The following is a 21,405-nucleotide window of genomic DNA, read 5'->3' on the forward strand; positions in this document are numbered from 1 at the left end:
AGCATCTATTCGCGCAACCTCGGCACCCCATGCACGTCGCGCTCCTCGATCGCGATAGGCTGCGTATCGGGCTGACCGGGGTTGGCGGCTTGCGCCAGCGGGACAGCCGCGTCGCCGCGGGCGGACGCCAGCGCGTTGCGATAGCAGCGCTGCGCCGGCTCCGCATCGCCCTGGCCGGCGAACGCGTCGCCCAGCGCTTCCCACGCACCGGCACTCGGTACCAGCGCCAGCGAGCGCTGCAGGTACTGCCGCGCCTTGCCCCACAGTTTCAGCCGCACGCACATGCGGCCGAGCGTGAGCAGCAGGTTGGCGTCGTTCGGGTGCGCGTCGAGCCAGCCTTCGGCGCGGCGCAGGCGCGCCTCGACGTCGTCGCCAGCCAGCGTGCCGTAGGTTTCGATCAGCAGCGGCGACCATTCGCGGCGCAGCGCGGATTCCACTTCGTCCATCGCCGGCAGGGTCAGCCCGAACGCGGCGGCGCGGCGGGCGTAGGCGTCGATGACCGTGTTCACGCGGCGTTGCGTCTTGGGCAACTGCGACCACAGCGCGTTGAGGCTGGCACCGTCCGCGGCGGCGTGGATGGTGGCGACCAGCACCTGCGTTTCCAATGCGGCATACGCGCGATGGCCCAGTGCGCCGCTCTTCTGCAGCGGCGCCAGCGCTTCGCGCGCGCGCCGCAGGTCGCCGCCCGCCAGCGCGGCCTGCGCCAGCTCGCGCCAGCCGCCCGGGGTCAACGTGCCCCTGTCGGCTTCGGGCACCAGCAGTGCCAACGCCTCGGCCGGCTTGCCTTCGCGGCGCAGCACGCGGGCGCGCAGCACGCGGGCCGCCTGCGGCGCGGACTGCGCGGCATGGTCCAGGGCCTCCAGCGCGCGGCCATGTTCGCCGCGGCGCGAGGCGGCCTCGGCTGCGGCCAGCAGGGCGGGACCGCGCAGGCTGTCCAGTCGCGAGGCGCGATTGAGGTCGCGCTCGGCGTCGCCGTGGCGGCCCTCCATCAGCGCGATCAGGCCGGCGCCGAGACGCTGTTGGCTGAGCCGTCGGTGCCGGCGCGTGAACGCGCCGAACGGCCAGCGCGCCAGCCGCCACAGCACGGTGAGCAGCGCCCACGCCAGCAGCAGGATGACCACCGCCGCGACCACCGTGGTTTCCACCCGCCAGCCGCGCAGGCGCAACAGCACGTAGCCGGGATCGACTGCCATCCAGTGCCAGCCGAACGCGGCCAGCGCGGCGGCGATGACCAGCAGCAGCACTCCGTACCAGAGCCTCATGGCCTGGCCCCGCCCGGCGCCGCGGAGCTGGCCGGGGCGGGACTGAGCGCGTGCACCGCGCGCAGGTTGCGCAGTTCGCTCAGCGCGGCGCCCAGCTGCACCGGCGCGTTCGCCGGCAGCTGACCGGCGAGCCGCTTCAGGCTCTCGCGCGCCTGCTGCACCGCCGGCGCATGGCCGTCGAACTGGCCGGCCAGGGCTGCATCGACGCGCTGCAGTGCGGCTGCATAGCCTTTGGCGTCATAGGCCAGCAACGCGGCCTGCGCCTGGGCCAGGTCGAGTGCGGCCAGCTCGCGCGCGAACCGCGTATCGGCCACCGCCAGCGGGGCACCGTCGTCGCGCTGCACACTGACCACGCCGGCCAGCGCGCGACGGATGCGCGACCACGCATCGGTGGCCGCGCCGGCATCACTGTCGAGCGGCTTCAGCGGCAGCGTGGCGAGCGCCTCGCGCAATGCAGTCAGTTGCTGCAGCGCGTCGGCCTGGCTGGCCGGCTGACTCTTCGCCAGCGCCTCGCGTTCGGCGTTGACGCTCTGGCGCAGGCCGCTGAACGCGCCATCGTTGACCGCGGCCAGGATCTGGTCGGCCAGCGCATACGCGGCAGCCGCACCCTGCGCGTCATGGAACAGCGTGTAGCGTTCGCCGGCCATGCGCAGCAGTGATTCGGCCTCGTCCAGCAACATGCCGTCGCGGCCGCTCAGGCTCTTCTCGGCGAGCCTGGCCACCGCGTCTTCGAGATGGCGCGTGCGCTCGGCCTGGCCAAGCAGTTCCTCGCGCAGCGAACGGTTGACCTGGGCCGCATCGTCCAGCCGCTGGGTCAGGCTGCCGCGCTGTTCGCCCAGCGCGACCAGCGTGGTTTCCAGTGCGGCCACGCGCTGCTGCAGGGCGACCACACTCTGGTTGCCGGCGGCACTGCCCTGCTCCTGCTGCCATTGGCGCCAGCCGACGTAGCCGGACGCGCCCACCGCGAGCAGCGCCAGCAGCAGCGCCAGCGCCAGGCTGCCGCCGCCGCGCGGCCGCGGCGCGGGGCGCGTCGGGGCAGTACGCGAGGCGCGCACCGGCGGGTCCACCAGCACGGCCCCGGACGGGGCGGGATCGGGACGGGCGCCCTCGGGCGCGGCGGACGCGTTCGGCTGGTCGACGTTGCTCATGCGCGCATGCTAGCAGCCCATACGGCTGCGTTCGTAGCCGGCGGATGTGAAGAACGCTCAGGGCGCCGACACCGCCGCAGCCAGCAGATCCGCCGACAACGCCGAGGCGGCCGTGACGATGCGCGCGAAGCCCGCTGCATGCGCCGCCTCCGCCAGCCGCTCGCTGCTGGCCACGGCGGTCGCCGTGCACAGCCGCTTCCATGCCGCCGCCGGCAGCGCCCGCTGCAGGTTGTGCAGCGCCTCGGCGCTGGACAGCAGCACCCGCGCCGAGGCCGGCAACTGCCGCAGTGCCTCGACATGGCGCCGGTCCAGCCGCGGCGGCACGCGCCGGTAGACGTGCAGTTCGTGCAGGCGCGCACCGCGCGCGGCGAGCTGGCCGCGCAACACGCCGCGACCGCCGGGCGCGCCGATCAACGCCACCCGGCGGCCGCGCAAGTCATGCAGCACGGGGTGTTCCAGCAAGCCTTCGCTGTCTTGCCGCTGCGGCGCCAGCGGTGCGCCGACGCCATGCCGGCGCAGGGCCCGCGCCGTGCCCTGGCCCACCGCCAGCACCGTCGCCGTGGTCTGCAGCGGCCCCAGGGCGGCGGCGTGACGTACCGCGGCCGGGCTGGTGAAGACGATCAGCTCCGCCATCAGCGCCGTGCGCAAGCCGTCGCGCGCATCCGCGGCATCCGCCAAACCGCGCAGGGACAGTCCCGGCAGCAACAGCGGTATGCCGCCGAGCGCACGCACCCGGCGCGCCAATGCCGACGCGGTGCCGGCCGGGCGGGTGATCACCACGGTGCGGCCACGCAGGTTCGGCTTGTCCCGGGAAGTTTGTCGCTGCATCGGCACACCGCATCCGGCCACTGTCATGGCTCCAGTGTAGCGGTGGCCCTACACTGACGAGCTTGTCTTCTCCGCGAACCCCGACCACGTGAGCACCACCGACGACGACGCGCAGCGCGCGCAGGCATTGATCCGCTTCATCCGCGACGAAATACCGCTGGCCCATGCGATGGACCTGCAACTGGCCGGTTGCGACGACGACACGCTGAGCCTGCGCGCGCCGCTGGCGCCGAACGTCAACGACAAGGGCTGCGCGTTCGGCGGCAGCCTGGTCAGCCTGATGACCCTGAGCGGCTGGGCGCTGGTGGAACTGGCGCTGCGCCGGCGCGGCCTCGACTGCGACGTGTTCGTGGCCGAGTCGAGCGTGCGCTACCTGGCGCCGCTGTGGCAGGACTTCCACAGCGAGGCGCGACTCGCCGCGGACGCCGACTGGGCCACCTTCTTCAATACGCTGACCGCCCGCGGCAAGGCGCGCGTCGGCGTGGACTGCGTGGTGCCCGGCGAGGACGGCAGGCCCGCCTGCAGCCTGAGCGCACGCTTTGTCGCCAAACGCCGCCACTGAATGGCAAGCGCCCGCATGAGGCAGAATGGGCGGGTATCCACCGGGGAAGAACACGCATGCGCCGCACCCTGAGCATCCTCGCCGTGCTGTCCGTGCTGCTGCTGGCCGGCTGCGCCACCAAGGCCCGCAGCGACGCGTTGACCACCACGCTGAAGGCCTACGGCAGCACGCTGCGCTGGGGCGACTTCCAGAGCGCCGCGCAGTTCGTCGACCCGAAGGTCCGCGCCGCGCATCCGCTGACTTCGCTGCAACTGGCCCGCTTCGAACAGGTGCGGGTCAGCGAGTACGACGACGGCGCCGGGCCGGTACCCACCGGCGACTTCGACGTGCAGCAGACGGTGCTGATCAGCCTGGTCAACATCCACACCCAGTCCGAACGCAGCATCGTCGACCACCAGACCTGGCACTACGACGAGCAGACCAAACGCTGGTGGCTGACCAGCGGCCTGCCGGACATCACCCGGGACTGAACCGCGCCGCCGCGGCATGCCCGTATAATCGCCGGTTTACCCGGAACGGTGCGACCAAGGCACCTGTGGACTGACGATGAACGATTTCCTGCACAAGCTGCCCGAATTTGTCGGCAACCATGTGGCCCTGTCGGCCCTGTTCGCGATCCTGCTGGTGGCGCTGATCGTCACCCAGGTCAGCACCCTGTTCAGCAAGGTCAAGGAACTCAGCCCGGCCGGCCTGACCCAGCTGATCAACCGCGAAAGCCCGCTGTTGATCGACCTGTCGGCGATCGCCGACTTCGAGAAGATGCACGTGCCCGGCGCGCGCCACGTACTGATGAGCCAGTTCGATCCCGAGCACAAGGACCTGGCCAAGGCGAAGGAACTGCCGGTGGTGGTGATGGACAAGGACGGCCGCGGCAATGCGCTGAAGGCTTCGCAGCGGCTGGCCAAGGCCGGCTTCGGCAAGGTCTACATTCTGGGCGGCGGCGTGCTGGCCTGGCACGCGGCGCAGTTGCCCGTTGCCAAAGGCAACAAATAGGCACGCACCCGCTCTTCGCCGTACCGGAAGATCAGCAGGGTGGGCGCTGCCCGCCGCACGTGTGCGGGCGCACGGCCACGTGTCGGAAAGCCGGCGGACAGTGTCCGCCCTGCCGATCTAGCGATCGTGGATGCCGGCACGGTTGGCGATGATCTGCGCCAGCACGTCCGGCGCGTACTCGAACGAGTCGTAGTACAGCCGCTCCTCCGGCAGCCCGGCAGCGAGGAACAGCGGGCGGGCGGCGTCGATCATTGCCGGCGGGCCGCTCATGTACAGGTCGTGGCCGGCAAGGTCGGGCAGGTCCTGCAGCACCGCCTCGTGCACCAGCCCGGTGCGCAGGCCGTCGGCCAGCTCGGGATGGGACACCACCGCATGGAACGCGAGGTTCGGCACCTCGCGTTCCCACTGCGAGACCAGCGCGCGCAGGTACAAGCCCGCCGCGCTGCGCGCGCCCCAGTACAGCTGCATCGGCCGGCGCGTGCCCAATGCGATGAAATGCTCGACGATCGCCTTGACCGGGGCGATGCCGGTGCCGCCGGCCACGAACGCCATCGGCCGCTCGGAATCCTCGCGCGGCACGAAGGTGCCCAGCGGCCCTTCCACGCGCAGGCGGTCGCCGACCTTGAGCACGTCGTTGACCCACGAGGTGAAGCCACCGCCGGCAACGTGGCGCACGTGCAGTTCGATCGTGCCGTCCGCTTGCGGGCGGTTGGCGATCGAGAACGAGCGGCGCCGGCCGTCCTCCAGCAGCACGTCCAGGTACTGGCCCGGCAGCCGCCGCAGCCGGCGTTCACCGCGGTCCGGCTGCAGGCGCAGGCCGATCACGTCCGCCGCCAGCCGCCACTTGTCGGCCACCACCACGCCGAGCTGGCGCCGCGCGATGTCCTCCACCGAGGCCACTTCGCGCGCCTCCAGCAGCAGGTCGCCGCACGGCACCGCCTGGCACGGCAGCACCGCGTGGTGGGCCAGCGCGCTGGCATCCAGCGCCAGCGGCGGGTTGCGCGGATACTCGCAGCGCCCTTCCAGCAGGGTTGCCTTGCAGCTGCCGCAGACGCCGGCGCGGCAGGAATACGGCAGCGCCACGCCCGCGCGCTGCGCCGCTTCCAGCACGGTTTCGCCGATGGCCACGGGGAACTGGCGGCCGGAGGATTTCAGGGTAACGATGGGCACCGGCAGCATTGTCGTGGTGAACGCGGCAGACAACAATGCGGGCTCGCTTCACGGGAATCAACGATGAACCTCTGGAAACAACCCACCGACCTGGCCCGCCTCAACGGCTGGAGCACCAACACCCTGATGGAGGCGCTGGGCATCCGCATCACCGCGGTGGGCGACGACTGGCTGCAGGGCACCATGCCGGTGGATGCGCGCACCCATCAGCCGTACGGCCTGCTGCACGGCGGCGCCTCGGTGGCGCTGGCCGAGACGCTGGGCAGCACCGCAGCGATGCTCACCCTGGACCCGGCGAAGGAACTGGCGGTGGGGCTGGACATCAACGCCAACCACGTGCGCGGCGTGCGCGCGGGCACCGTCACCGGCACCGCGAAGGCGCTGCACGTCGGCCGCACCACCCAGGTGTGGGAGATCCGCATCGAGAACGAGGACGGCGCGTTGGTATGCATCGCTCGCCTCACCATGGCGGTGATCGCGGCACGCGGCATGGGCGTGCGTTGAACGGTACGCCGTACGCCGGCCTCACCCCCGACCTGGTGCTCGACGCGGTGGGCGCCTGCGGCCTGTGGCCGGACGGCCGGCTGCTGGCGCTGAACAGCTACGAGAACCGGGTGTGGCAGGTCGGGCTGGAAGACGCTGCGCCGGTGATCGCGAAGTTCTACCGGCCCGGCCGCTGGAGCGACGCGGCGATCATCGAGGAACACGCTTTCACGCAGGAGCTGGCCGATGCCGAACTGCCGGTGGTGGCGCCGCTGGCCTTTGGCGGCCGCACCCTGCTGCATCACGCCGGCTTCCGCTACGCGTTGACGCCGCGCCGCGGCGGGCGCGCACCGGAGCTGGAGGCAGTCGATCAATTGCAGTGGCTGGGCCGGCTGATCGCGCGCCTGCACCTGATCAGCGCGCGGGCGCCGTTTGCCCACCGCGGCAAGCTCGATCGCGACACAATGGTGTTGCAGCCGATGCACGCGGTGCTCGACTCGTCGCTGCTGCCGGCCTCGCTGCAGACGAACTACCGCGCCGCGGCGACGCGTCTGGATGCGGCGATCGCCGCACGCCTGGAGGCCATCGGCCCGGTGCGCCAGCTGCGCCTGCACGGCGACTGCCACCCCGGCAACGTGCTGTGGACCGACGCCGGCCCGCACTTCGTCGACTTCGACGACGCGCGCAGCGGCCCGGCGGTGCAGGATCTGTGGATGCTCGCCAACGACGCACGCGCGATGGAAGCCGTGCTCGAGGGCTACCAGCAGTTCCGCGATTTCGACCATGCCGAGCTGGCGCTGATTCCCGCCTTGCGCGCGATGCGCCAGCTGCACTACGCCGGCTGGATCGCTGCGCGCTGGCACGACCCGGCGTTCCCCGCCGCGTTTCCGTTCGCCGCCGAATCGCGCTGGTGGGAACAGCACATCGCCGACCTGCACGAACTGGCCGACGTGCTGGAATGAGGGGTCGCTGCGGCATTCGACCGCAAGAACTTCCCTCCCCACGCGCAAGCAGGCATGCTTGGCCGGTTATCTTGCCGAGTGTGTCCATGAAACGATCCCGCACCGCCGCCCTGCTGCTGATGAGCACGGCCCCGTTGTTGCTGACCGCCTGCGACCGCAGCGAAAGCGCGTCGCGCGAAGGCCTGTACACCTCGGTCGAGGCCTGCGTGGCGCAGACCAACGACAGCGACACCTGCCGGCAGGCGTTCGCCAAGGCGCAGCAGGACGCGGTGGCCACCGCGCCGCGCTTCGCCAGCCGCGAGGCGTGCGAGGCCAGCTACGGCAAGGAGCAGTGCGCCGAACGCAGCGATGGCGCCAGCCATTCGTTCTTCGGCCCGCTGATGACCGGCTTCTTCCTGTCGCAGATGATGTCGCGCAACGGCGTGGCCGCCAATGGCTTCAACAGCGCGCCGGCGTTCCGCGACAGCAACGGCGGCTGGCAGCGCCCGGCCCCCGGCGCCGGCGGCGTCTACCGCGGCGGCGCCGGCACCGCGATGGTGCCTGTCAACGCCACGCCGAACCGCGCGGTCACCAGCAGCCGTTCCGGCTTCGGCACGTCCGGCAGCAGCCGCGGCATCGGCGGCTGATGCGCCGGGTCAGCACGGCCGAGCGCCCCGACTGGCGCGCCAAGGCCGCCGCGTGCGGCTTCGGCTTCCACACCATCGACGACGCGCCGTACTGGGACGAGTCGGCCTACTACGCGTTCAGCCTGCGCGAGATCGAGAACGGCATCGAGGCGCCCACCGAAGAACTGCACGCGATGGCGCTGGACCTGGTCGAGCGCATCGTCGGCAGCGAGCAGCACCTGCGGCAACTGGCGATTCCCGAACCGTATTGGGACTGGATCGCACAGAGCTGGCGCGAGCGCCAGCCGCACCTGTACGGCCGCATGGATTTCGCCTACGACGGCACCGGCCCGGCCAAGCTCTACGAACTGAACTACGACACTCCGACTTCGCTGTTCGAGGCCGCGTTCTTCCAGTGGCAATGGCTGGAGGACCAGCTCGCCCGCGGCCAGCTGCCGGCCGGCAGCGACCAGTTCAATTCGATCTACGAATCCCTGGTGGAAGCGTTCGGCACGATCGCGCGCGGCATCGCGCGGCCGTTCCACTTCGCCGCGGTGCGCGACTCGGCGGAGGACCAGGGCACGGTGGCCTACCTGCGCGATTGCGCGCTGCAGGCGGGCATCGACTGCGGCGCGCTGGCGATCGAGGACATCGGCATTTCCGAAGACGGCCGCTTCACCGACCTCGACGACCAGGTGATCGGCTGCCTGTTCAAGCTGTATCCGCTGGAGGACATGTTCCGCGAATCGTTCGGTCAGTATTTGCCGCGTTCCGGCCTGCAGCTGATCGAGCCGCCGTGGAAGGCGCTGCTGAGCAACAAGGGCATCCTGCCGCTGCTGTGGGACGCCCATCGCGGCCACCCGAACCTGCTGCCGGCCGAGTTCGACAACGGCGGCGAGTTGCCGCGCGGCTCGGTACGCAAGCCGCTGCATTCGCGCGAAGGCGCCAACATCGCGATGCACCTGGACGACGGCCGCGAACTGCGCACCAATGGCCCGTACCGTGATGGCCCGTGCATCCGCCAGGCCTGCCACCCGCTGCCTGCTTTCGACGGCCACTATCCGCTGATCGGCAGCTGGGTGGTCGGCGACCGCGCCTGCGGCATCGGCATCCGCGAAGACAGCTCGCTGGTCACCCAGGACAGCGCGCGCTTCGTGCCGCATGCGATCGTCGAGGAAGCGCGCGGCGTGCTGATCGCCTGAGCTTCACGCCTGCGCGAAAAACCGCGACCCCGCGCAAACCGCTGCGGCGCGGCTCGGCTAAGCTGGCGTCTTTTTCCGCACGAGGCCCCCGCATGCGCACCCTCCTGTTCCGCCTGATCGGCGTCCTCGAAATCGCCGGCGGCTTCTACGGCGTGGCGGCGATGCTGCGCCGCTTGCTGCCGTTCGGCGCGCACGACAGTCTGCTCGCCCTGCTCGGCCTGGCGCTGTACGGCTTCGTGCTGGCCGCGGGGATCCAGCTGGTCGCCGGCAGCGAACACGGCGTGCGCCTGTCGCGCTGGGCGCAATTGCTGCAATTGCCACTGATCGCCACGCCGATCCTCAGCTACGCGCTGCACTGCGGCGCCTTCGTCAACGTGTTCGCCACCTTGCAGGCCACCCCGCGGCTCGGCCTCGACTGGCACTTCGGCTCGCAGGGCTTCGTGCTTGCGGTCGCCGGCCCGTCCGTGTCGCGCCTGGGCATCAACCTGCTGGCACTGCTCTCCTGGCTGGTGCTGCGCCTGCGCTGACGCCGTACTCCCTCCCCCGACGCAGGGGAGGGCCGGGGTGGGGTGCTCTTGGTCTTCCCTGCCAGTCCGAGCAACCCCTCCTGACCTCCCCTGCAAGCAGGGGAGGAACCCGGGCAGCGGCTATCATGCGCGGATGAATACGTCCGCCGCACTCCCCATGATCCGCCTGAAGTCCGACCGCGCTCCCGGCCATCCGTGGGTGTGGTCGGCGCAGGTCCACAAACCGGAATCGAACTTGCCGCCGGGCAGCGTAGTCGAGGTGCACGACGCCAGGGGCCGCTTCGTCGGCCGTGCGTTCTGGAACGGCCATGCGCGCATCGCGCTGCGCCTGCTCGACACGCATCCGGATGCCGTGATCGACGCCGACTGGATCGCCGCACGCATTGCCCGTGCCGTGCAACTGCGCCGCGACTGGCTGCAGCTCGATGCCGTCAGCGACGCCTGGCGCGTGGTGCACAGCGAGGGCGACGGGCTGTCCGGCCTGATCGTGGACCGCTACGCCGACATCCTGGTGATCGAATACTTCGCCGCCGGCATGTGGCGTTTCCGCGAGGCGATCCACGCCGCCCTGCTGGCGCACTTCCCCGGCGCGCAGCTGTACTGGTTCGCCGAGTCGCACGTGCAGAAGCAGGAATCGTTCGACTGCCGCAGCCCAGACGTACCGGCGGCGTTCGAGGTGCACGAGCACGGCCTGCGTTTCCACGCCGCGCCGGGCTCCGGCCACAAGACCGGCTTCTTCGCCGACCAGCGCGACAACCGCAAGCGCTTCGCCGAACTGGCCAAGGGCCGCCGCGTACTCGACCTGTGCTGCAACGCCGGTGGCTTCGCCGTGCATGCAATGGCCGCCGGTGCGCGCGAGGCGGTCGGCGTGGATCTCGACGCCGGCATTCTCGAGGTCGCCCGCGCCAACGCGAAGGCGAACAACGTCGCGGCGACGTTTGAACAGGCCGACATCTTCGACTGGGTGCGCGCCGCGGCGGCGCGCGGCGAAAAGTACGACGCGGTGGTGCTCGACCCGGCCAAGCTCACCCGCGACCGCAGCAAGCTGATGGACGCGCTGAAGAAGTACTTCGCGATGAACCGCATGGCGCTGGACATCATTCCGCCCGGCGGCCTGCTGCTGACCTGCTCGTGCACCGGCCTGGTCGGCGAGGCCGAGTTCCTGGAGATGCTGCGCCGGGTGGCGCTCAACGCCGGCCGCGAAATCCAGCTGCTGGAAGTGCGCGGCGCCGGCGCCGACCACCCGGTACGCACCGACGTGCCGGAAGGGCGTTACCTGAAGGCGGTGTTCTGCCGGGTGGATTGATCAGCCACCACGCGGCAGCCGCCCGCGCAGGGACGCCTCATCGAACGACCCCGGCTGCGCGATCAGCTCGCGCGCGGCATCCACCTGGTCCCAGGTGTTCCACAGCAGCACGCCGCGTACGCGACCGTGCTCGAGGTAGTACACCACGCCCTCGCGGTTCGGCTCGCGCCAGTCCTCCACCACCTGCAGCCGCGTGTCGAGCAGGCCGACCGCCTCGTAGCCGAGATCGAACAGGTCGGAATAGAAGAATGGCTGCGCGGTGTATTCCCCGGCGACCCCGGCCATCGCGCGGCCGGCGTGGCGACCCATGCTGACCGCTGCGTCCTCGTGCTCCACCCGCAGGCGGCGGCCCAGTGCCGGATTGTAGAAGCTGGCCACGTCGCCGGCGGCCCAGATGTCCGCGTCGCTGCTGCGCAGGTGGGCGTCGACCACGATGCCGTCGTCGACGGTAAGGCCAGCCTGTTCGGCCAACGCGGTATTCGGAGTCACGCCAAGGCCGGCCACCGCCGCCTCCACACGCAGCAGGCTGCCGTCGGACAGCACCAGCTCCACGCCGCCGTCGGTGGGGTTGCTGCCCTGCACGCGCACGCCGCTGCGCACGTCCACGCCGCGGCTGCGGTAGTAGTCGTCGAGGTAGTGCGCCAGGCCATCGGGGTAGCGCCCCGCGCCGAGGTGCTCGCCGGGAAACAGCAAGGTCACCTTGCAGCCGAGGCTGCACAGCGACGCTGCCAGTTCGGCGCCGATGAAGCCGCCGCCGATCACCGCGATGAAGGCGCCGGGCTGGGCGTAACGCCGCAACGCCTGGTAATCGTCCAGCGTGCGGAAATGGATGATCCGCTCGCCGCCCTCGAACGGCAGCTGCCGCGGCGTGGCGCCGGTGGCCAGCAGCAGGCGGCGGTAGCGGTAGCTGTCGCCGTGGTCGTCGCGCGCGATGTGCGCCGCGCGGTCCAGCGATTCGATGCGTCGCCCGAGGTGCAGCGTGGCGCCGCTGGCCGCGGTGGCCAGGTCGATCTCGGCCACCGACTTGTCGCCCTTCCACAAGGCCTTGGACAGCGGCGGGCGCTGGTACGGCGGCGTCGCTTCCGCACCGACCAGACCGACGTTCGCCCCCGCGTCGACCTCGCGGATTGCCTTGGCGGCCGCGTCGGCGGCCATGCCGCCGCCGATGATCAGGTAGTCGTGGGTGTGTTCCATGTCTTCTCTCCCGGGCCGACGGATCGGCCCATGATGCACCGCTCGGGCAGCGGCAACGTGAAATGGGCGCAGCCGGTGAGACGGCTGGACGTACACTGGATGCATCGACCTCGGAAAACGTTCCATGCCGCCCAACGAAACCCTGCTGCTCGTGCTCGTCATCCTCACCGCGCTGGTGCTGCTGCTGCAGCTCGCGACACTGCTGCGCGGGCGCAGCGACCCCGGCCTGGGCGCGAAGCTGGACGCGCTGAAAGACGACGGCGCCCGCGTCGAGCGCACCCTGCGCGAGGAGCAGCGTGCCGGTCGCGAGGAGTTGCAGCAGGGCTTCGACCGCTTCCGTGGCCACGTGGGCGAACAGCTCGGCAGCATGTCGCAGCAGCAGGCCGAGCGCATCGACGGCTTCGGCCAGCGCCTCGCCGCGCTCACCGACGGCACCAGCCAGGGCCTGCAGACGCTGGCGCAGCAACTCGCCGAGGACGCGCGCAAGAGCCGCGCGGAGACCACGCTGGCGCTCAACCGGTTCGGCGAACAGCAGCAGCAGCGCCTCGCCGCGCTCAGCGCCGAACACGAGAAGCGCATGGGCGAGGTGCGCGCCACGCTGGAGGCCAAGCTTGGCGCGATCCAGCAGGACAACGCGGCCAAGCTGGAGCAGATGCGCGCCACCGTGGACGAGAAACTGCACGCCACACTGGAAAACCGCCTCGGCGAATCGTTCAAGCTGGTCTCCGAGCGGCTGGAGGCCGTGCAGCGCGGCCTTGGCGAAATGCAGGGCCTGGCCACCGGCGTGGGCGATCTCAAACGCGTGCTGGGCAACGTGAAGACCCGCGGCGTGCTGGGCGAAACCCAGCTCGGCGCGCTGCTCGAACAGCTGCTGACGCCCGACCAGTACGCGGTCAACGTGGCCGTGGTGCCCAATTCCGACGCGCGGGTGGAATACGCCATCCACATGCCCAACGGCGTCGACGGCGCCGCGCTGTGGCTGCCGATCGACGCCAAGTTTCCGCTGGAGGACTACCAGCGCCTGCAGGAGGCCCAGGAGAACGCCAACGCCGCGGCCGCCGCGGATGCCGCCAATGCGCTGGAGCGGCGCGTGCGCGAGGAAGCCAAGCGCATCCGCAGCAAGTACGTGGCCCCGCCGCACACGGTGGATTTCGCCATCCTGTTCCTGCCCACCGAGGGTCTGTTCGCCGAAGTGCTGCGGCGGCCGGGCCTGTTCGAGTCGCTGCAACGCGAGCACCACATCACCGTCGCCGGCCCGACCACGCTGGCGGCGATCCTGACCAGCCTCAAGGCCGGCTTCCGCACGCTGGCGATCGAGAAGCGCAGCAGCGAAGTGTGGCAGCTGCTCGGCGCGGTCAAGACCGAGTTCGGCAAGTTCGGCGCGGTGCTGGACAAGGTCAAGAAGAACCTCGACCAGGCCAGCAACCAGATCGACGCCACCGGCGTGCGTACCCGCGCGATCGAGCGCAAGCTGCGCAGCGTGGAAAGCGCGCCCGGCGAAATCGCCCAGCAGGCACTGGGCGACCTGCCCGCGCCGGACGACGGCGACGACGAAGCCGGCGATCCGTAGGCGGCGCATCAGGGCGCGGAGCGGGCGTGCCGTTCCCGCCCCGACTGCGCTGAAGCGATGGCGAAACGGCGATCCGGCTCAGCGCCTCCACTGGAACACGTCCTCCACGCCCACGCCGAACGCGCGGGCGATGCGGAATGCCAGCTCCAGCGAGGGCGCGTACTTGCCCGCCTCCAGCGCGATCACGGTCTGCCGCGTGATGCCGCAGGCGTCGGCGAGCGCCTGCTGGGTCATTTCGCCATGCTCGAAACGCAGCTTGCGGATGAGATTGCCGATCGGCGTGCCGGTCATGTGCTGCGCCGGTCGCGCCAGTAGGCCACGCCGATCACCGCGTATTCGAGCAGGCTCGAGGCGATCAGGCCGGTCATCATCAGGTTGGAGACCGTCATCGGCACGGCCCATTGCAGGCGGTCCGGCGGCGAGAACGCGAACATCACCGCGATGCACAGTACGAATGCCGACAGCCCGACGCGCGCCCAACTGCTGGCGCACGCCTGGATGCCGCGGTCGCGCTCGTCCTCTTCCACCGTGTCGCGCCAGCGCTTGCGCAATACGCGCATCACCACCAGCCAGCCGGCGACGAGCATGCCGATGTGCTTGCCGATGGCGGAGGCTTCCGGCGCCATGCCACCGTCGGCGGCCACCATCTGCGAACCGCGCAGGGCGTAGTAGACGAGGATCGCGGCGGTGAAGACCAGGCCGATCCAGGCGCGCTGCTCGCCCGGCGAGACCGGTGCGGCGGCCCCGTCGGCGCTGGCCGCGGCGGCAGACTCCTGCAGCGTCGCCCACAGCAGGTACCAGACCACCCACGCCCCGGCGAGCATGGCCAGTCCGCCTGGCCAGCCCAGGTCGATGTCGGGCAGCACGAACAGCACGAAGAACGCGAGGATCGACAGCGGAATCAGCACAGCGTAGCGCAGGGGTCGAGACATGATGTCTGCTCCACAGGACGTAATGTAATTTATATATTACAAATAGTCGCGTCAACATGACCTGCTGCCCTCGCCGACCTGCCCATCGGCCCAGCAGTGATCCGGCTGGCGCAGACGCGGTTTGACACGGTCGCTAAACTGGTGTGCCCGCCTATGGAAGACACCCGCATGAGCGACCAGCGCAATCCGAACGACGTCAGCCAGGAACAGGCCGAGGAAGCCGTGCGCACGCTGCTGCGCTGGGCCGGCGAGGACCCGTCGCGCGAGGGTCTGCTGGATACGCCCAAGCGGGTGGTGAAGGCGTATCGCGACTGGTTCTCCGGCTACGAATCCGATCCGGGCGACTACCTGCGCCGCACCTTCAAGGAGGTGAACGGCTACGACGAGATGGTGGTGCTGCGCGACATCGAGTTCGAAAGCCACTGCGAGCACCACATGGCGCCGATCATCGGCCGCGCCCACGTCGGCTACCTGCCGACCAACCGGGTGGTCGGCATCAGCAAGCTGGCCCGCGTGGTGGAAGGCTTCGCGCGCCGCTTCCAGGTGCAGGAGAAGCTCACCGCGCAGATCGCCCAGTGCATCCAGGAAACCCTGCAGCCGGCCGGCGTGGCGGTGGTGGTCGACGCCAGCCACGAATGCATGACCACCCGTGGCGTGCACAAGCGCGGCGTGTCGATGGTGACCAGCCAGATGCTCGGCACCTTCCGCGACGACGCGCGCACCCGCGCGGAGTTTCTGCAGTTCATCGGCATCCACGGCGGCAGCCGCTGAACACCCGACTGCATGCCGCCGCGCTGGCGCTGCTGCTGGCCACGCCGGTCGCGCTGGCACAGGAAACGCGCGTGCAGTACCTGCAGATGTTCGACCGCGACGGCGACGGCCGGGTCAGCGAGGCCGAGTACCTGGCCTACATGGGCCGCGGCTTCCAGGCGATGGACCGCAACGGCGACGGCGTCATCGACACCGACGAGCTGCCCGGCGGCCGCGGCGAGCCGATCACGCTGAAGGAATATCAAGACAACCTGCGCCGCCAGTTCCGTCGGCTCGACCGCAATCATGACGGCTACCTCGACGCGCAGGAACTGACCGCGCCGCCGCGCTGAGCGTCACCCCTGCCGGCAATACTCCCTCCCCTGCGAAGCAGGGGAGGGTCGGGGTGGAGTTGCTCTTCGTGCCGCAAAGTCAAAAGCTCAACTCCCTCCCGACCTCCCCCTGCCAGCAGGGGGAGGAGCAAACAGGAGCACAGGATTGGGCTTTATCTTAGGCCGAAATCGCCAGCTTCTCGGAACGATACAGCTGCACTGTCGCCAGCACCGCGAGCAGCGCCGCCGCCAGGCTGCCGACCAGGCACAAGCCGAGCTGCTCGCCGGTGACGCCGTCGCCGCGCAGCAGCTGCATGATGCCGAGGTTCTGGCCCAGCAGCGGCACCGCGTACATCCATGCCTGCGCCTTGATCGGCATGAACGACAGCGCCGCGCTGGGGATCAGCGGTACCAGCATCAGCAGCGAGATGTAGGTCTGCGCCTCGCGGTAGCTCTTGGCGAACGCGGCCACCATCGACTGCAGCGCGGCCAGCAGCAGCACCAGCGGCAGCAGCAGCAACAGCACGTAGATGGCGAAGTGCAGGCCAAGGTCGAGCTCCATGCCGATCTTGCCGGCGGGAATGAACTGCCCCACCACGGCAAACGCCAGCAGGGTGATCAGCAGGCTGGCGACGGAGAACGCGCAGATCGCCGCCAGCTTGCCGCACAGGATTTTCCAGCGCGCCACCGGGTTGGCGAACAGCGGCTCCAGCGACTGCCGCTCGCGCTCGCCGGCAGTGAGGTCGATCGCCAGGTACATGCCACCCATGAAGATGGTGATCACGAAGAAGTACGGCAGCATCGCGAACATCAGCACCGCGCGCGACTGCGGCGTGGCCTGGTCGCGCCTGGCCACCTGCAACGGCCACGCCGTGCCCGGCGACAGGCCGCGCGCGACCAGCCGCATCGCGCCCTGTTGGCGCGCGTAGCCCTCCACCAGCTGGCTGACCCGTTCCACCGAGCCGCTCGCGTCGCGCTGCGAGGAGTCGTAGAACAGCTCCACCTGCACCGGCTCGCCGTGGCGCCAGGCCTTGCCGTAATTGGCGGCGATGCGCAGCACCACGTCGGCGTCCTGCTTGCGCACCGCCTGGGCGGGATCGGCCACCGCCGTGGCCGGCACCACGCCGCCGGCCTTCAGGGCCTCGATCAGGTTCGGCGCGTACTCGGCGCCGATCACCGGCACCGGCAGCGGCTTCTCGGCCTTGTCCAGTTCGCGGTTCAGGGTGAGGTTGATCAGCATCACGAACAGCAGCGGCCCCAGCAGCGGGCCGGTGAGAAACGCGCTCATCAGGGTGCGGCGGTCGCGCAGGTTCTCCTTCACCTCCTTCAGGAACACGGTGAAGAAGGCGCCGCTGCGCCGGGTTTTCGATGGGGTCGTGCTCATGCCGCCAGTCCCTCGTCGGTGCCGATGATCTTCACGAAGGCGTCCTCCAGGTTGGATTCGCCGGTCTGTGCCCTGAGCGCGTCGGGCGACTCGTCGGCCACCACGCGGCCGTGCGCGATCACCACGATGCGGTCGCACAGCGCGGCGACCTCCTGCATGATGTGGCTGGAAAACAGTACGCAGCGGCCCTCCGCCTTCAGCCTGGTCATGAACTGGCGCAATGCGCGCGTGGCCATCACGTCGAGGCCGTTGGTCGGCTCGTCGAGGATCACGTTGCGCGGGTCGTGCACCAGCGCGCGGGCGATCGCGGTCTTCACCCGCTGGCCCTGCGAGAAGCCCTCGGTGCGGCGGTCCGCGATGTCCTCCATCTCCAACGCCTTGACCAGCGCCTCGCGCCGACTGGCCAGCAGCTCCTCCGGCAGGCCGTGCAGGCGTCCGAAGTAGTCGATGTTCTCGCGCGCGGTCAGCCGCTTGTACAGGCCGCGTGCATCCGGCAGCACGCCAAGCCGGCGGCGTACGCCGAGCGGGTCGACCGCCGCGTCGATGCCGTCCACCAGCACCTGGCCGCGGTCCGGCGCCATCAGCGTGTAGAGCATGCGCAGCGTGGTGGTCTTGCCGGCGCCGTTGGGGCCGAGCAGGCCGGTGATCTCGCCGTCGCGGGCGCTGAAGCTGACGCCGTCGACGGCCTTCACCGCGCCGAATGCCTTGTGCAGATCCCTGACTTCAATCACGACCGATTACCCCGCATGAAGCAGGCATCCGGCCCGGTGCTCAACATGGAAATCACGGCCAGCCACGGCAGCAGGATCTGGCCGATGACAGGCGGTGCATCAAGCACGGCAGCGGCGACGACGGCCGCAGCCCACAGCACGGCGTTGGCCGTCACGTACGGTTTTTTCATGGCGTGGCTCCGTTGAAGTCGATGAAGATCGGCGTGGGCTGCAGGCGGTCCAGGCAGCTCGCGTCCAGCGTTTTCGGGTCGAGCTTCTCGACGAAGTGCTGGACCAGCTGTGGCGTGCAGCCGGCCGCCATCACGCTGTGCGCCTGGCCCTTGAGCACCAGCACGCGCGCGTTGGGCAGGCCCTTGGCCACTTCCTCGGCGTAGCGCGGCGGGGTCACCGGATCGTACTGGCCGGCCAGCAGCAGCACCGGTTTGTCGGTCCGCAACGGCTGGTGGAAATCGGCCGGGCGTGCGCCTTTCGGCCACACCGAGCAGACCGCCTTCAGCGCATCGACCAGGCGCGTGCCGAGAATGGTCTGCGCGTCCTGCGGGCGCGCGGTGAGCAGGTCGGCATCCTCGCTGCAGATCACCGAATACTGCATGCCGCTGCCCATCAGCTCGGACAGTTCGCCGGACAGCAGCTTGGCCTGGCCCAGCAACGGGCCGACGTCGCCACGCGCGGCCGCGTCGATCGACAGCGGCAGCAATGCGGCGGTGGCCGGCGTATAGGCGAACAAGCGCACCACGCTGGCCAGCGCGTCCTCGTCCAGCATCCGCTTCACCGTCCGGTAGTCCTGCGGGTCGCGGAAACTGACTTCATGCGGGTTCGCGCGAAGCGCGTCGCGCAGCTGGTACAGGGTCTGGTCCGGGTCGCCGAATTTCGCCTTGCACGCCGGCTCGGCGCTGCAGCGGGCGAACTGCGCCTTCAGCGCGTCGTCCAGGTTGCGCGCGAAATCCTCGCCCAGCGCCAGCGCATTCGGCACCGCGCTGTCCAGCACCACGCTGCGCACCGCATCCGGGAAGCGCATCAGATACTGCTGCGCCATCCGCGTGCCGTACGACACGCCGACCAGGTCGAACTGCGGCGAGCCGAGCGCCTTGCGCACGTCCTCCAGGTCCTGCGCCGCGACGGTGGTGGTGTAGTAGCGCGGATCGGCGCGGCCGGCCAGTTGCTTCAGGCAGGCGGCCGCCGCGGCACGCAGCTTGCCGGCGTCGAACGTGCTGTCGTCCGTCGGCGTGACCGTTTCGGCGGACTCCTTGCAGTCGAGCGCATTCGAACCGCCGGTGCCGCGCTGGTCCAGCAGCAGCACGTGGCGATGCGCCAGCAGCGGCTTCAGCACCGACGCGACCAGGCCGGCCGAGTCGGTCGCGGCCTGGCCGGGGCCACCGGCGAGGAAGGCCAGCATGTCCGGGCTCGCCACCTGCGCGCGCGAGCGCAGCACCGCCAGCTTCAGCTTGATCGTGCGGCTGTGTGGATCGTCGCGGTTCTCCGGCACCGGAAAGTCGGCGCACCACGCCGCGGTGCTGAGCCCGCTGTTCGGCTGCGCCAGCTCGCAGGCAGCCAGGGTGATGGCGCCGAGTTTCCATGTCGCCGGCTTGGCCGGCGCCACTTTCGCGGCAACCGCCGGCGAAGCCGCTGTCGCGGTCGACGCGGGCAGCGGGTCCTTTTCCTGCCCGCGACGATGGGCACTCTGGCTGGCTGCGAAGATCGCCACCGCGATGGCCACCGCCGCACCCATGCGTGCTCTGGGTTTCATGCTCACGTGCTGCTCCCTGGGTCGAAAATCGATTCAATCGGACGGCCAAACAGTTTCGCAATCTTGAACGCCAGCGGCAGGCTGGGATCGTACTTCCCGGTCTCGATCGCGTTGACGGTCTGCCGCGATACGTCCAGCCGCTCGGCCAGATCCGCCTGCGACCAGCTCTGCTCGCCGCGCAGCTCGCGCACGTGGTTATGCATGGTTACGATAACGCCTGGCGACCAGCAGCTTGGCCACGCCGAAGCTGGCGAACAGGCACGGCATCACCCAGATCGCCAGCGCGTCCGCACCCACCTCCCAGCCGACGCCCGCACTGAGCAGCAGGCCGAAACTGAAGTAGCCGAACCCGGTCGACATCGCCGCGATAGCGATCGCCTCCAGGTCGATCCGGCGTTCCAGCTCGTCCTGATCGCGGATCACCCGCACGATCGCGCGGATCACCAGTGCAATCGGCAGCAGCGGCAACAATGCCAGCAGCACGCGCCACGCCGTGCTTTCCGTCCTTGGCACCAGCGCGCCGAACAGCACGATCAGCACCACGTAGGCCAGCATCGCCGGGATGAACTCGCGCAGGTAGCGTTTATGGACGGCACGCATGGCACACCCCCTCCGGTTCGTTACGGGCGACTCCGCGCACCGTCACGTCCCACCCCCGGACCGCGCCTGCCGGGCGCGCCGCCGCCAGCGAAGCGCGGCCAGAACCGCCGCGGCCAGCGCGGCAGCGGCGGCCAGCCACGACAGCCCGGCCGCGGCGGCGTCATGCTGGCGAAGATGCTGCAGCAGCGCGAGCAGTCCCAGCAGCGCCGCGCCCAGCAGGCAACGCAGGTACATCGGCATGCCGCCTTCGTCGTCGCAGGACGGGCCTGCGCCGTAGCGGCGCGCCACCCACCAGCGCGTGGCGTCGTAGCCGATCAGCAGCGCCGGGAAAACCCAGATCAGCACCGCGCCGTCCAGCGCCACCGCCCGCGCCGCGGCGAGGAAGCCACCGACCAGGCTGAGCACGCCGACCGCCACCGTGGACGCACCCAGCGCGAGCAGGTGCGTGCGCTGTTCCAGTTCGTCGCCGTGCCATACGCGCCGGACCAGCAGCCACACCACGTACAGCATCGGCAGCAGCGGAGTCAGCGCCAGCGCGATCTTCAGCGCCAGGCCGTCCGCCGTACGGGTCAGCGGCCACACCAGCAGCATCACGCCGACGTAGATCGTCATGGCGAGCGTCAGGCGGTGCCGGTACTGCTTTTCGGTCAGGCGTGGCATCAAGGTGTCCTCACAACGTCTCCGGAAAACCGTCCAACAGCTGCTCGAATTCCGCCGGCTGGTCAAGCATCGCGAAGTGCCGCGACGGCGAGATCGACGCGACCTTCGCCTTCGGTGCGTTCGCCAACAGCAACGCATCGGCGCAATCGAACGGCTGGTCGTCGTCGGCGGGCACCGGCACCCGGTCGAAACCGGCCAGCGTCAGCGCATGCGCCACACGATTCCGCTGCAGCCATTCGATGGCCCGCTGCCACACCTGCAGACCTGGAATCAGGATTACCGGGCGGCCATGAGTGCCGTGGCGCTGGACTTTCAACGTGCCGACCGTGGCAGCAACCGCTTCACGGGCCAGTACGGCATGGCTGCCCGACGGCGTCGGGGCCAAGCCAGGCAGCGGGGCAACGATTCGACGGGACCAGGTGTTCATGACGATGCTCCGCACTTGCTCATGTCAAGC

General features: G+C 70.1%; 27 protein-coding genes. 12 read left to right on the top strand and 15 right to left on the bottom strand.

Translation table 11 applies throughout. The features are described 5' to 3' along the window. Positions 1-5: 5 nt before the first annotated feature. Genes R5H19_RS15615 through R5H19_RS15625 form a run of 3 tightly spaced genes read right to left on the bottom strand, consistent with a single transcriptional unit; the run spans position 6 to position 3,238 of the window. Complete coding sequence (locus R5H19_RS15615; RefSeq protein ID WP_318159959.1) at positions 6-1,262, bottom strand: heme biosynthesis HemY N-terminal domain-containing protein; 1,257 nt, start codon at positions 1,260-1,262, stop codon at positions 6-8. Then, positions 1,259-2,410 carry a uroporphyrinogen-III C-methyltransferase gene (locus R5H19_RS15620; protein ID WP_318159960.1) on the bottom strand — a complete coding sequence of 384 codons (1,152 nt, stop codon included), beginning with the start codon at positions 2,408-2,410 and terminating at the stop codon, positions 1,259-1,261. Before R5H19_RS15620 ends, R5H19_RS15615 begins: the two co-directional genes overlap by 4 nt. Positions 2,411-2,467: 57 nt before the next feature. Then, positions 2,468-3,238 (bottom strand): uroporphyrinogen-III synthase, encoded by a 771-nt coding sequence (locus R5H19_RS15625; protein WP_318159961.1) that lies wholly within the window; start codon positions 3,236-3,238, stop codon positions 2,468-2,470. 88 nt (positions 3,239-3,326) lie between these two features. On the opposite strand from R5H19_RS15625, the gene R5H19_RS15630 reads away from it, so the two are divergent. The 3 genes from R5H19_RS15630 to R5H19_RS15640 all read left to right on the top strand — a co-directional run bounded on the left by R5H19_RS15630 (position 3,327) and on the right by R5H19_RS15640 (position 4,793). Further along, entirely contained in the window at positions 3,327-3,800 is a 474-nt protein-coding gene (locus tag R5H19_RS15630; protein WP_318159962.1) for a YiiD C-terminal domain-containing protein, read from the top strand. A 56-nt stretch (positions 3,801-3,856) separates the two neighbouring features. Further along, positions 3,857-4,270: a hypothetical protein gene (locus tag R5H19_RS15635; RefSeq protein ID WP_318159963.1), complete on the top strand. Its 414-nt coding sequence runs from the start codon at positions 3,857-3,859 to the stop codon at positions 4,268-4,270. 76 nt (positions 4,271-4,346) lie between these two features. Beyond that, positions 4,347-4,793 (top strand): rhodanese-like domain-containing protein, encoded by a 447-nt coding sequence (locus tag R5H19_RS15640; protein ID WP_318159964.1) that lies wholly within the window; start codon positions 4,347-4,349, stop codon positions 4,791-4,793. Between the two features lie 117 nt (positions 4,794-4,910). Here the strand turns inward: R5H19_RS15640 and R5H19_RS15645 are convergent, their stop codons facing one another. Beyond that, a complete protein-coding gene (locus tag R5H19_RS15645; protein WP_318160207.1) occupies positions 4,911-5,972 on the bottom strand; it encodes a 2Fe-2S iron-sulfur cluster-binding protein in 1,062 nt (353 codons plus the stop codon). 54 nt (positions 5,973-6,026) lie between these two features. Here R5H19_RS15645 and R5H19_RS15650 point away from each other — a divergent pair, with 54 nt between their 5' ends. The 6 genes from R5H19_RS15650 to R5H19_RS15675 all read left to right on the top strand — a co-directional run bounded on the left by R5H19_RS15650 (position 6,027) and on the right by R5H19_RS15675 (position 11,048). After that, positions 6,027-6,467 (top strand): hotdog fold thioesterase, encoded by a 441-nt coding sequence (locus R5H19_RS15650; protein ID WP_318159965.1) that lies wholly within the window; start codon positions 6,027-6,029, stop codon positions 6,465-6,467. Next, positions 6,464-7,408: a serine/threonine protein kinase gene (locus R5H19_RS15655; RefSeq protein ID WP_318159966.1), complete on the top strand. Its 945-nt coding sequence runs from the start codon at positions 6,464-6,466 to the stop codon at positions 7,406-7,408. Before R5H19_RS15650 ends, R5H19_RS15655 begins: the two co-directional genes overlap by 4 nt. Before the next feature lie 86 nt (positions 7,409-7,494). Beyond that, on the top strand, positions 7,495-8,034 hold the full coding sequence (locus tag R5H19_RS15660) for a DUF1190 domain-containing protein (RefSeq protein WP_318159967.1): 540 nt from the start codon (positions 7,495-7,497) through the stop codon (positions 8,032-8,034). Next, on the top strand, positions 8,034-9,215 hold the full coding sequence (locus R5H19_RS15665; RefSeq protein ID WP_318159968.1) for a glutathionylspermidine synthase family protein: 1,182 nt from the start codon (positions 8,034-8,036) through the stop codon (positions 9,213-9,215). Before R5H19_RS15660 ends, R5H19_RS15665 begins: the two co-directional genes overlap by 1 nt. 92 nt (positions 9,216-9,307) lie before the next feature. Beyond that, entirely contained in the window at positions 9,308-9,742 is a 435-nt protein-coding gene (locus R5H19_RS15670) for a hypothetical protein (RefSeq protein WP_318159969.1), read from the top strand. A 133-nt stretch (positions 9,743-9,875) separates the two neighbouring features. Continuing rightward, complete coding sequence (locus tag R5H19_RS15675; protein ID WP_318159970.1) at positions 9,876-11,048, top strand: class I SAM-dependent rRNA methyltransferase; 1,173 nt, start codon at positions 9,876-9,878, stop codon at positions 11,046-11,048. Here the strand turns inward: R5H19_RS15675 and R5H19_RS15680 are convergent, their stop codons facing one another. Next, entirely contained in the window at positions 11,049-12,242 is a 1,194-nt protein-coding gene (locus R5H19_RS15680) for an FAD-dependent oxidoreductase (protein ID WP_318159971.1), read from the bottom strand. A gap of 124 nt (positions 12,243-12,366) precedes the next feature. Here R5H19_RS15680 and rmuC point away from each other — a divergent pair, with 124 nt between their 5' ends. After that, entirely contained in the window at positions 12,367-13,812 is a 1,446-nt protein-coding gene (gene rmuC / locus R5H19_RS15685) for a DNA recombination protein RmuC (RefSeq protein WP_318159972.1), read from the top strand. A gap of 78 nt (positions 13,813-13,890) precedes the next feature. On the opposite strand, the gene R5H19_RS15690 is transcribed toward rmuC, so the two are convergent. Continuing rightward, a complete protein-coding gene (locus tag R5H19_RS15690; RefSeq protein WP_318159973.1) occupies positions 13,891-14,103 on the bottom strand; it encodes a helix-turn-helix transcriptional regulator in 213 nt (70 codons plus the stop codon). Continuing rightward, positions 14,100-14,744 (bottom strand): hypothetical protein, encoded by a 645-nt coding sequence (locus tag R5H19_RS15695; RefSeq protein ID WP_318159975.1) that lies wholly within the window; start codon positions 14,742-14,744, stop codon positions 14,100-14,102. Before R5H19_RS15695 ends, R5H19_RS15690 begins: the two co-directional genes overlap by 4 nt. A 168-nt stretch (positions 14,745-14,912) precedes the next feature. Here R5H19_RS15695 and folE point away from each other — a divergent pair, with 168 nt between their 5' ends. Together folE and R5H19_RS15705 are read left to right on the top strand one after the other, a co-directional pair. After that, positions 14,913-15,515, top strand: a complete 603-nt coding sequence (folE, locus tag R5H19_RS15700) for a GTP cyclohydrolase I FolE (RefSeq protein WP_318159976.1) — start codon at positions 14,913-14,915, stop codon at positions 15,513-15,515. A 71-nt stretch (positions 15,516-15,586) separates the two neighbouring features. Next, positions 15,587-15,847 (top strand): EF-hand domain-containing protein, encoded by a 261-nt coding sequence (locus R5H19_RS15705; RefSeq protein ID WP_318159977.1) that lies wholly within the window; start codon positions 15,587-15,589, stop codon positions 15,845-15,847. A 157-nt stretch (positions 15,848-16,004) separates the two neighbouring features. On the opposite strand, the gene R5H19_RS15710 is transcribed toward R5H19_RS15705, so the two are convergent. From R5H19_RS15710 to R5H19_RS15745, 8 genes are read right to left on the bottom strand one after another with little or no spacing between them, the layout of a single operon-like run. Next, entirely contained in the window at positions 16,005-17,210 is a 1,206-nt protein-coding gene (locus R5H19_RS15710) for an ABC transporter permease (protein WP_318159978.1), read from the bottom strand. Next, a complete protein-coding gene (locus tag R5H19_RS15715; RefSeq protein ID WP_318159979.1) occupies positions 17,207-17,941 on the bottom strand; it encodes an ATP-binding cassette domain-containing protein in 735 nt (244 codons plus the stop codon). The genes R5H19_RS15710 and R5H19_RS15715 overlap by 4 nt, the downstream gene beginning before the upstream one ends. Further along, complete coding sequence (locus R5H19_RS15720; protein ID WP_318159980.1) at positions 17,938-18,111, bottom strand: hypothetical protein; 174 nt, start codon at positions 18,109-18,111, stop codon at positions 17,938-17,940. Before R5H19_RS15720 ends, R5H19_RS15715 begins: the two co-directional genes overlap by 4 nt. Beyond that, positions 18,108-19,688: an alpha/beta hydrolase gene (locus R5H19_RS15725; RefSeq protein ID WP_318160208.1), complete on the bottom strand. Its 1,581-nt coding sequence runs from the start codon at positions 19,686-19,688 to the stop codon at positions 18,108-18,110. The genes R5H19_RS15720 and R5H19_RS15725 overlap by 4 nt, the downstream gene beginning before the upstream one ends. Before the next feature lie 2 nt (positions 19,689-19,690). Continuing rightward, positions 19,691-19,891, bottom strand: a complete 201-nt coding sequence (locus R5H19_RS15730; protein ID WP_318159982.1) for a helix-turn-helix transcriptional regulator — start codon at positions 19,889-19,891, stop codon at positions 19,691-19,693. Then, the gene (locus tag R5H19_RS15735) at positions 19,884-20,288 is read right to left on the bottom strand and encodes a hypothetical protein (RefSeq protein WP_318159983.1); all 405 of its coding nucleotides are present in this window, start codon (positions 20,286-20,288) and stop codon (positions 19,884-19,886) included. The genes R5H19_RS15730 and R5H19_RS15735 overlap by 8 nt, the downstream gene beginning before the upstream one ends. Before the next feature lie 42 nt (positions 20,289-20,330). Continuing rightward, a complete protein-coding gene (locus tag R5H19_RS15740; protein WP_318159985.1) occupies positions 20,331-20,948 on the bottom strand; it encodes a hypothetical protein in 618 nt (205 codons plus the stop codon). A 10-nt stretch (positions 20,949-20,958) separates the two neighbouring features. Then, positions 20,959-21,375 carry a hypothetical protein gene (locus tag R5H19_RS15745; protein WP_318159986.1) on the bottom strand — a complete coding sequence of 139 codons (417 nt, stop codon included), beginning with the start codon at positions 21,373-21,375 and terminating at the stop codon, positions 20,959-20,961. Between the last annotated feature and the right edge of the window lie 30 nt (positions 21,376-21,405).

The sequence above is a fragment of the Rhodanobacter sp. KK11 genome (assembly GCF_033345435.1).
Taxonomy (GTDB): Bacteria; Pseudomonadota; Gammaproteobacteria; order Xanthomonadales; family Rhodanobacteraceae; genus Rhodanobacter.

What these genes read in the sequence shown, in the direction of transcription:
- R5H19_RS15635 (WP_318159963.1), top strand. Translation starts at nt 3,857, where the DNA reads ATGCGCCGCACCCTGAGCATCCTCGCCGTGCTGTCCGTGCTGCTGCTG.
- R5H19_RS15695 (WP_318159975.1), bottom strand. Translation starts at nt 14,744, where the DNA reads ATGTCTCGACCCCTGCGCTACGCTGTGCTGATTCCGCTGTCGATCCTC.
- R5H19_RS15640 (WP_318159964.1), top strand. Translation starts at nt 4,347, where the DNA reads ATGAACGATTTCCTGCACAAGCTGCCCGAATTTGTCGGCAACCATGTG.
- R5H19_RS15620 (WP_318159960.1), bottom strand. Translation starts at nt 2,410, where the DNA reads ATGAGCAACGTCGACCAGCCGAACGCGTCCGCCGCGCCCGAGGGCGCC.
- R5H19_RS15735 (WP_318159983.1), bottom strand. Translation starts at nt 20,288, where the DNA reads ATGCGTGCCGTCCATAAACGCTACCTGCGCGAGTTCATCCCGGCGATG.
- rmuC (WP_318159972.1), top strand. Translation starts at nt 12,367, where the DNA reads ATGCCGCCCAACGAAACCCTGCTGCTCGTGCTCGTCATCCTCACCGCG.
- R5H19_RS15675 (WP_318159970.1), top strand. Translation starts at nt 9,876, where the DNA reads ATGAATACGTCCGCCGCACTCCCCATGATCCGCCTGAAGTCCGACCGC.
- R5H19_RS15615 (WP_318159959.1), bottom strand. Translation starts at nt 1,262, where the DNA reads ATGAGGCTCTGGTACGGAGTGCTGCTGCTGGTCATCGCCGCCGCGCTG.
- R5H19_RS15740 (WP_318159985.1), bottom strand. Translation starts at nt 20,948, where the DNA reads ATGCCACGCCTGACCGAAAAGCAGTACCGGCACCGCCTGACGCTCGCC.
- R5H19_RS15665 (WP_318159968.1), top strand. Translation starts at nt 8,034, where the DNA reads ATGCGCCGGGTCAGCACGGCCGAGCGCCCCGACTGGCGCGCCAAGGCC.
- R5H19_RS15660 (WP_318159967.1), top strand. Translation starts at nt 7,495, where the DNA reads ATGAAACGATCCCGCACCGCCGCCCTGCTGCTGATGAGCACGGCCCCG.
- R5H19_RS15670 (WP_318159969.1), top strand. Translation starts at nt 9,308, where the DNA reads ATGCGCACCCTCCTGTTCCGCCTGATCGGCGTCCTCGAAATCGCCGGC.
- R5H19_RS15710 (WP_318159978.1), bottom strand. Translation starts at nt 17,210, where the DNA reads ATGAGCACGACCCCATCGAAAACCCGGCGCAGCGGCGCCTTCTTCACC.
- R5H19_RS15725 (WP_318160208.1), bottom strand. Translation starts at nt 19,688, where the DNA reads ATGAAACCCAGAGCACGCATGGGTGCGGCGGTGGCCATCGCGGTGGCG.
- folE (WP_318159976.1), top strand. Translation starts at nt 14,913, where the DNA reads ATGAGCGACCAGCGCAATCCGAACGACGTCAGCCAGGAACAGGCCGAG.
- R5H19_RS15680 (WP_318159971.1), bottom strand. Translation starts at nt 12,242, where the DNA reads ATGGAACACACCCACGACTACCTGATCATCGGCGGCGGCATGGCCGCC.
- R5H19_RS15645 (WP_318160207.1), bottom strand. Translation starts at nt 5,972, where the DNA reads ATGCTGCCGGTGCCCATCGTTACCCTGAAATCCTCCGGCCGCCAGTTC.
- R5H19_RS15650 (WP_318159965.1), top strand. Translation starts at nt 6,027, where the DNA reads ATGAACCTCTGGAAACAACCCACCGACCTGGCCCGCCTCAACGGCTGG.
- R5H19_RS15625 (WP_318159961.1), bottom strand. Translation starts at nt 3,238, where the DNA reads ATGCAGCGACAAACTTCCCGGGACAAGCCGAACCTGCGTGGCCGCACC.
- R5H19_RS15730 (WP_318159982.1), bottom strand. Translation starts at nt 19,891, where the DNA reads ATGCATAACCACGTGCGCGAGCTGCGCGGCGAGCAGAGCTGGTCGCAG.
- R5H19_RS15690 (WP_318159973.1), bottom strand. Translation starts at nt 14,103, where the DNA reads ATGACCGGCACGCCGATCGGCAATCTCATCCGCAAGCTGCGTTTCGAG.
- R5H19_RS15720 (WP_318159980.1), bottom strand. Translation starts at nt 18,111, where the DNA reads ATGAAAAAACCGTACGTGACGGCCAACGCCGTGCTGTGGGCTGCGGCC.
- R5H19_RS15745 (WP_318159986.1), bottom strand. Translation starts at nt 21,375, where the DNA reads ATGAACACCTGGTCCCGTCGAATCGTTGCCCCGCTGCCTGGCTTGGCC.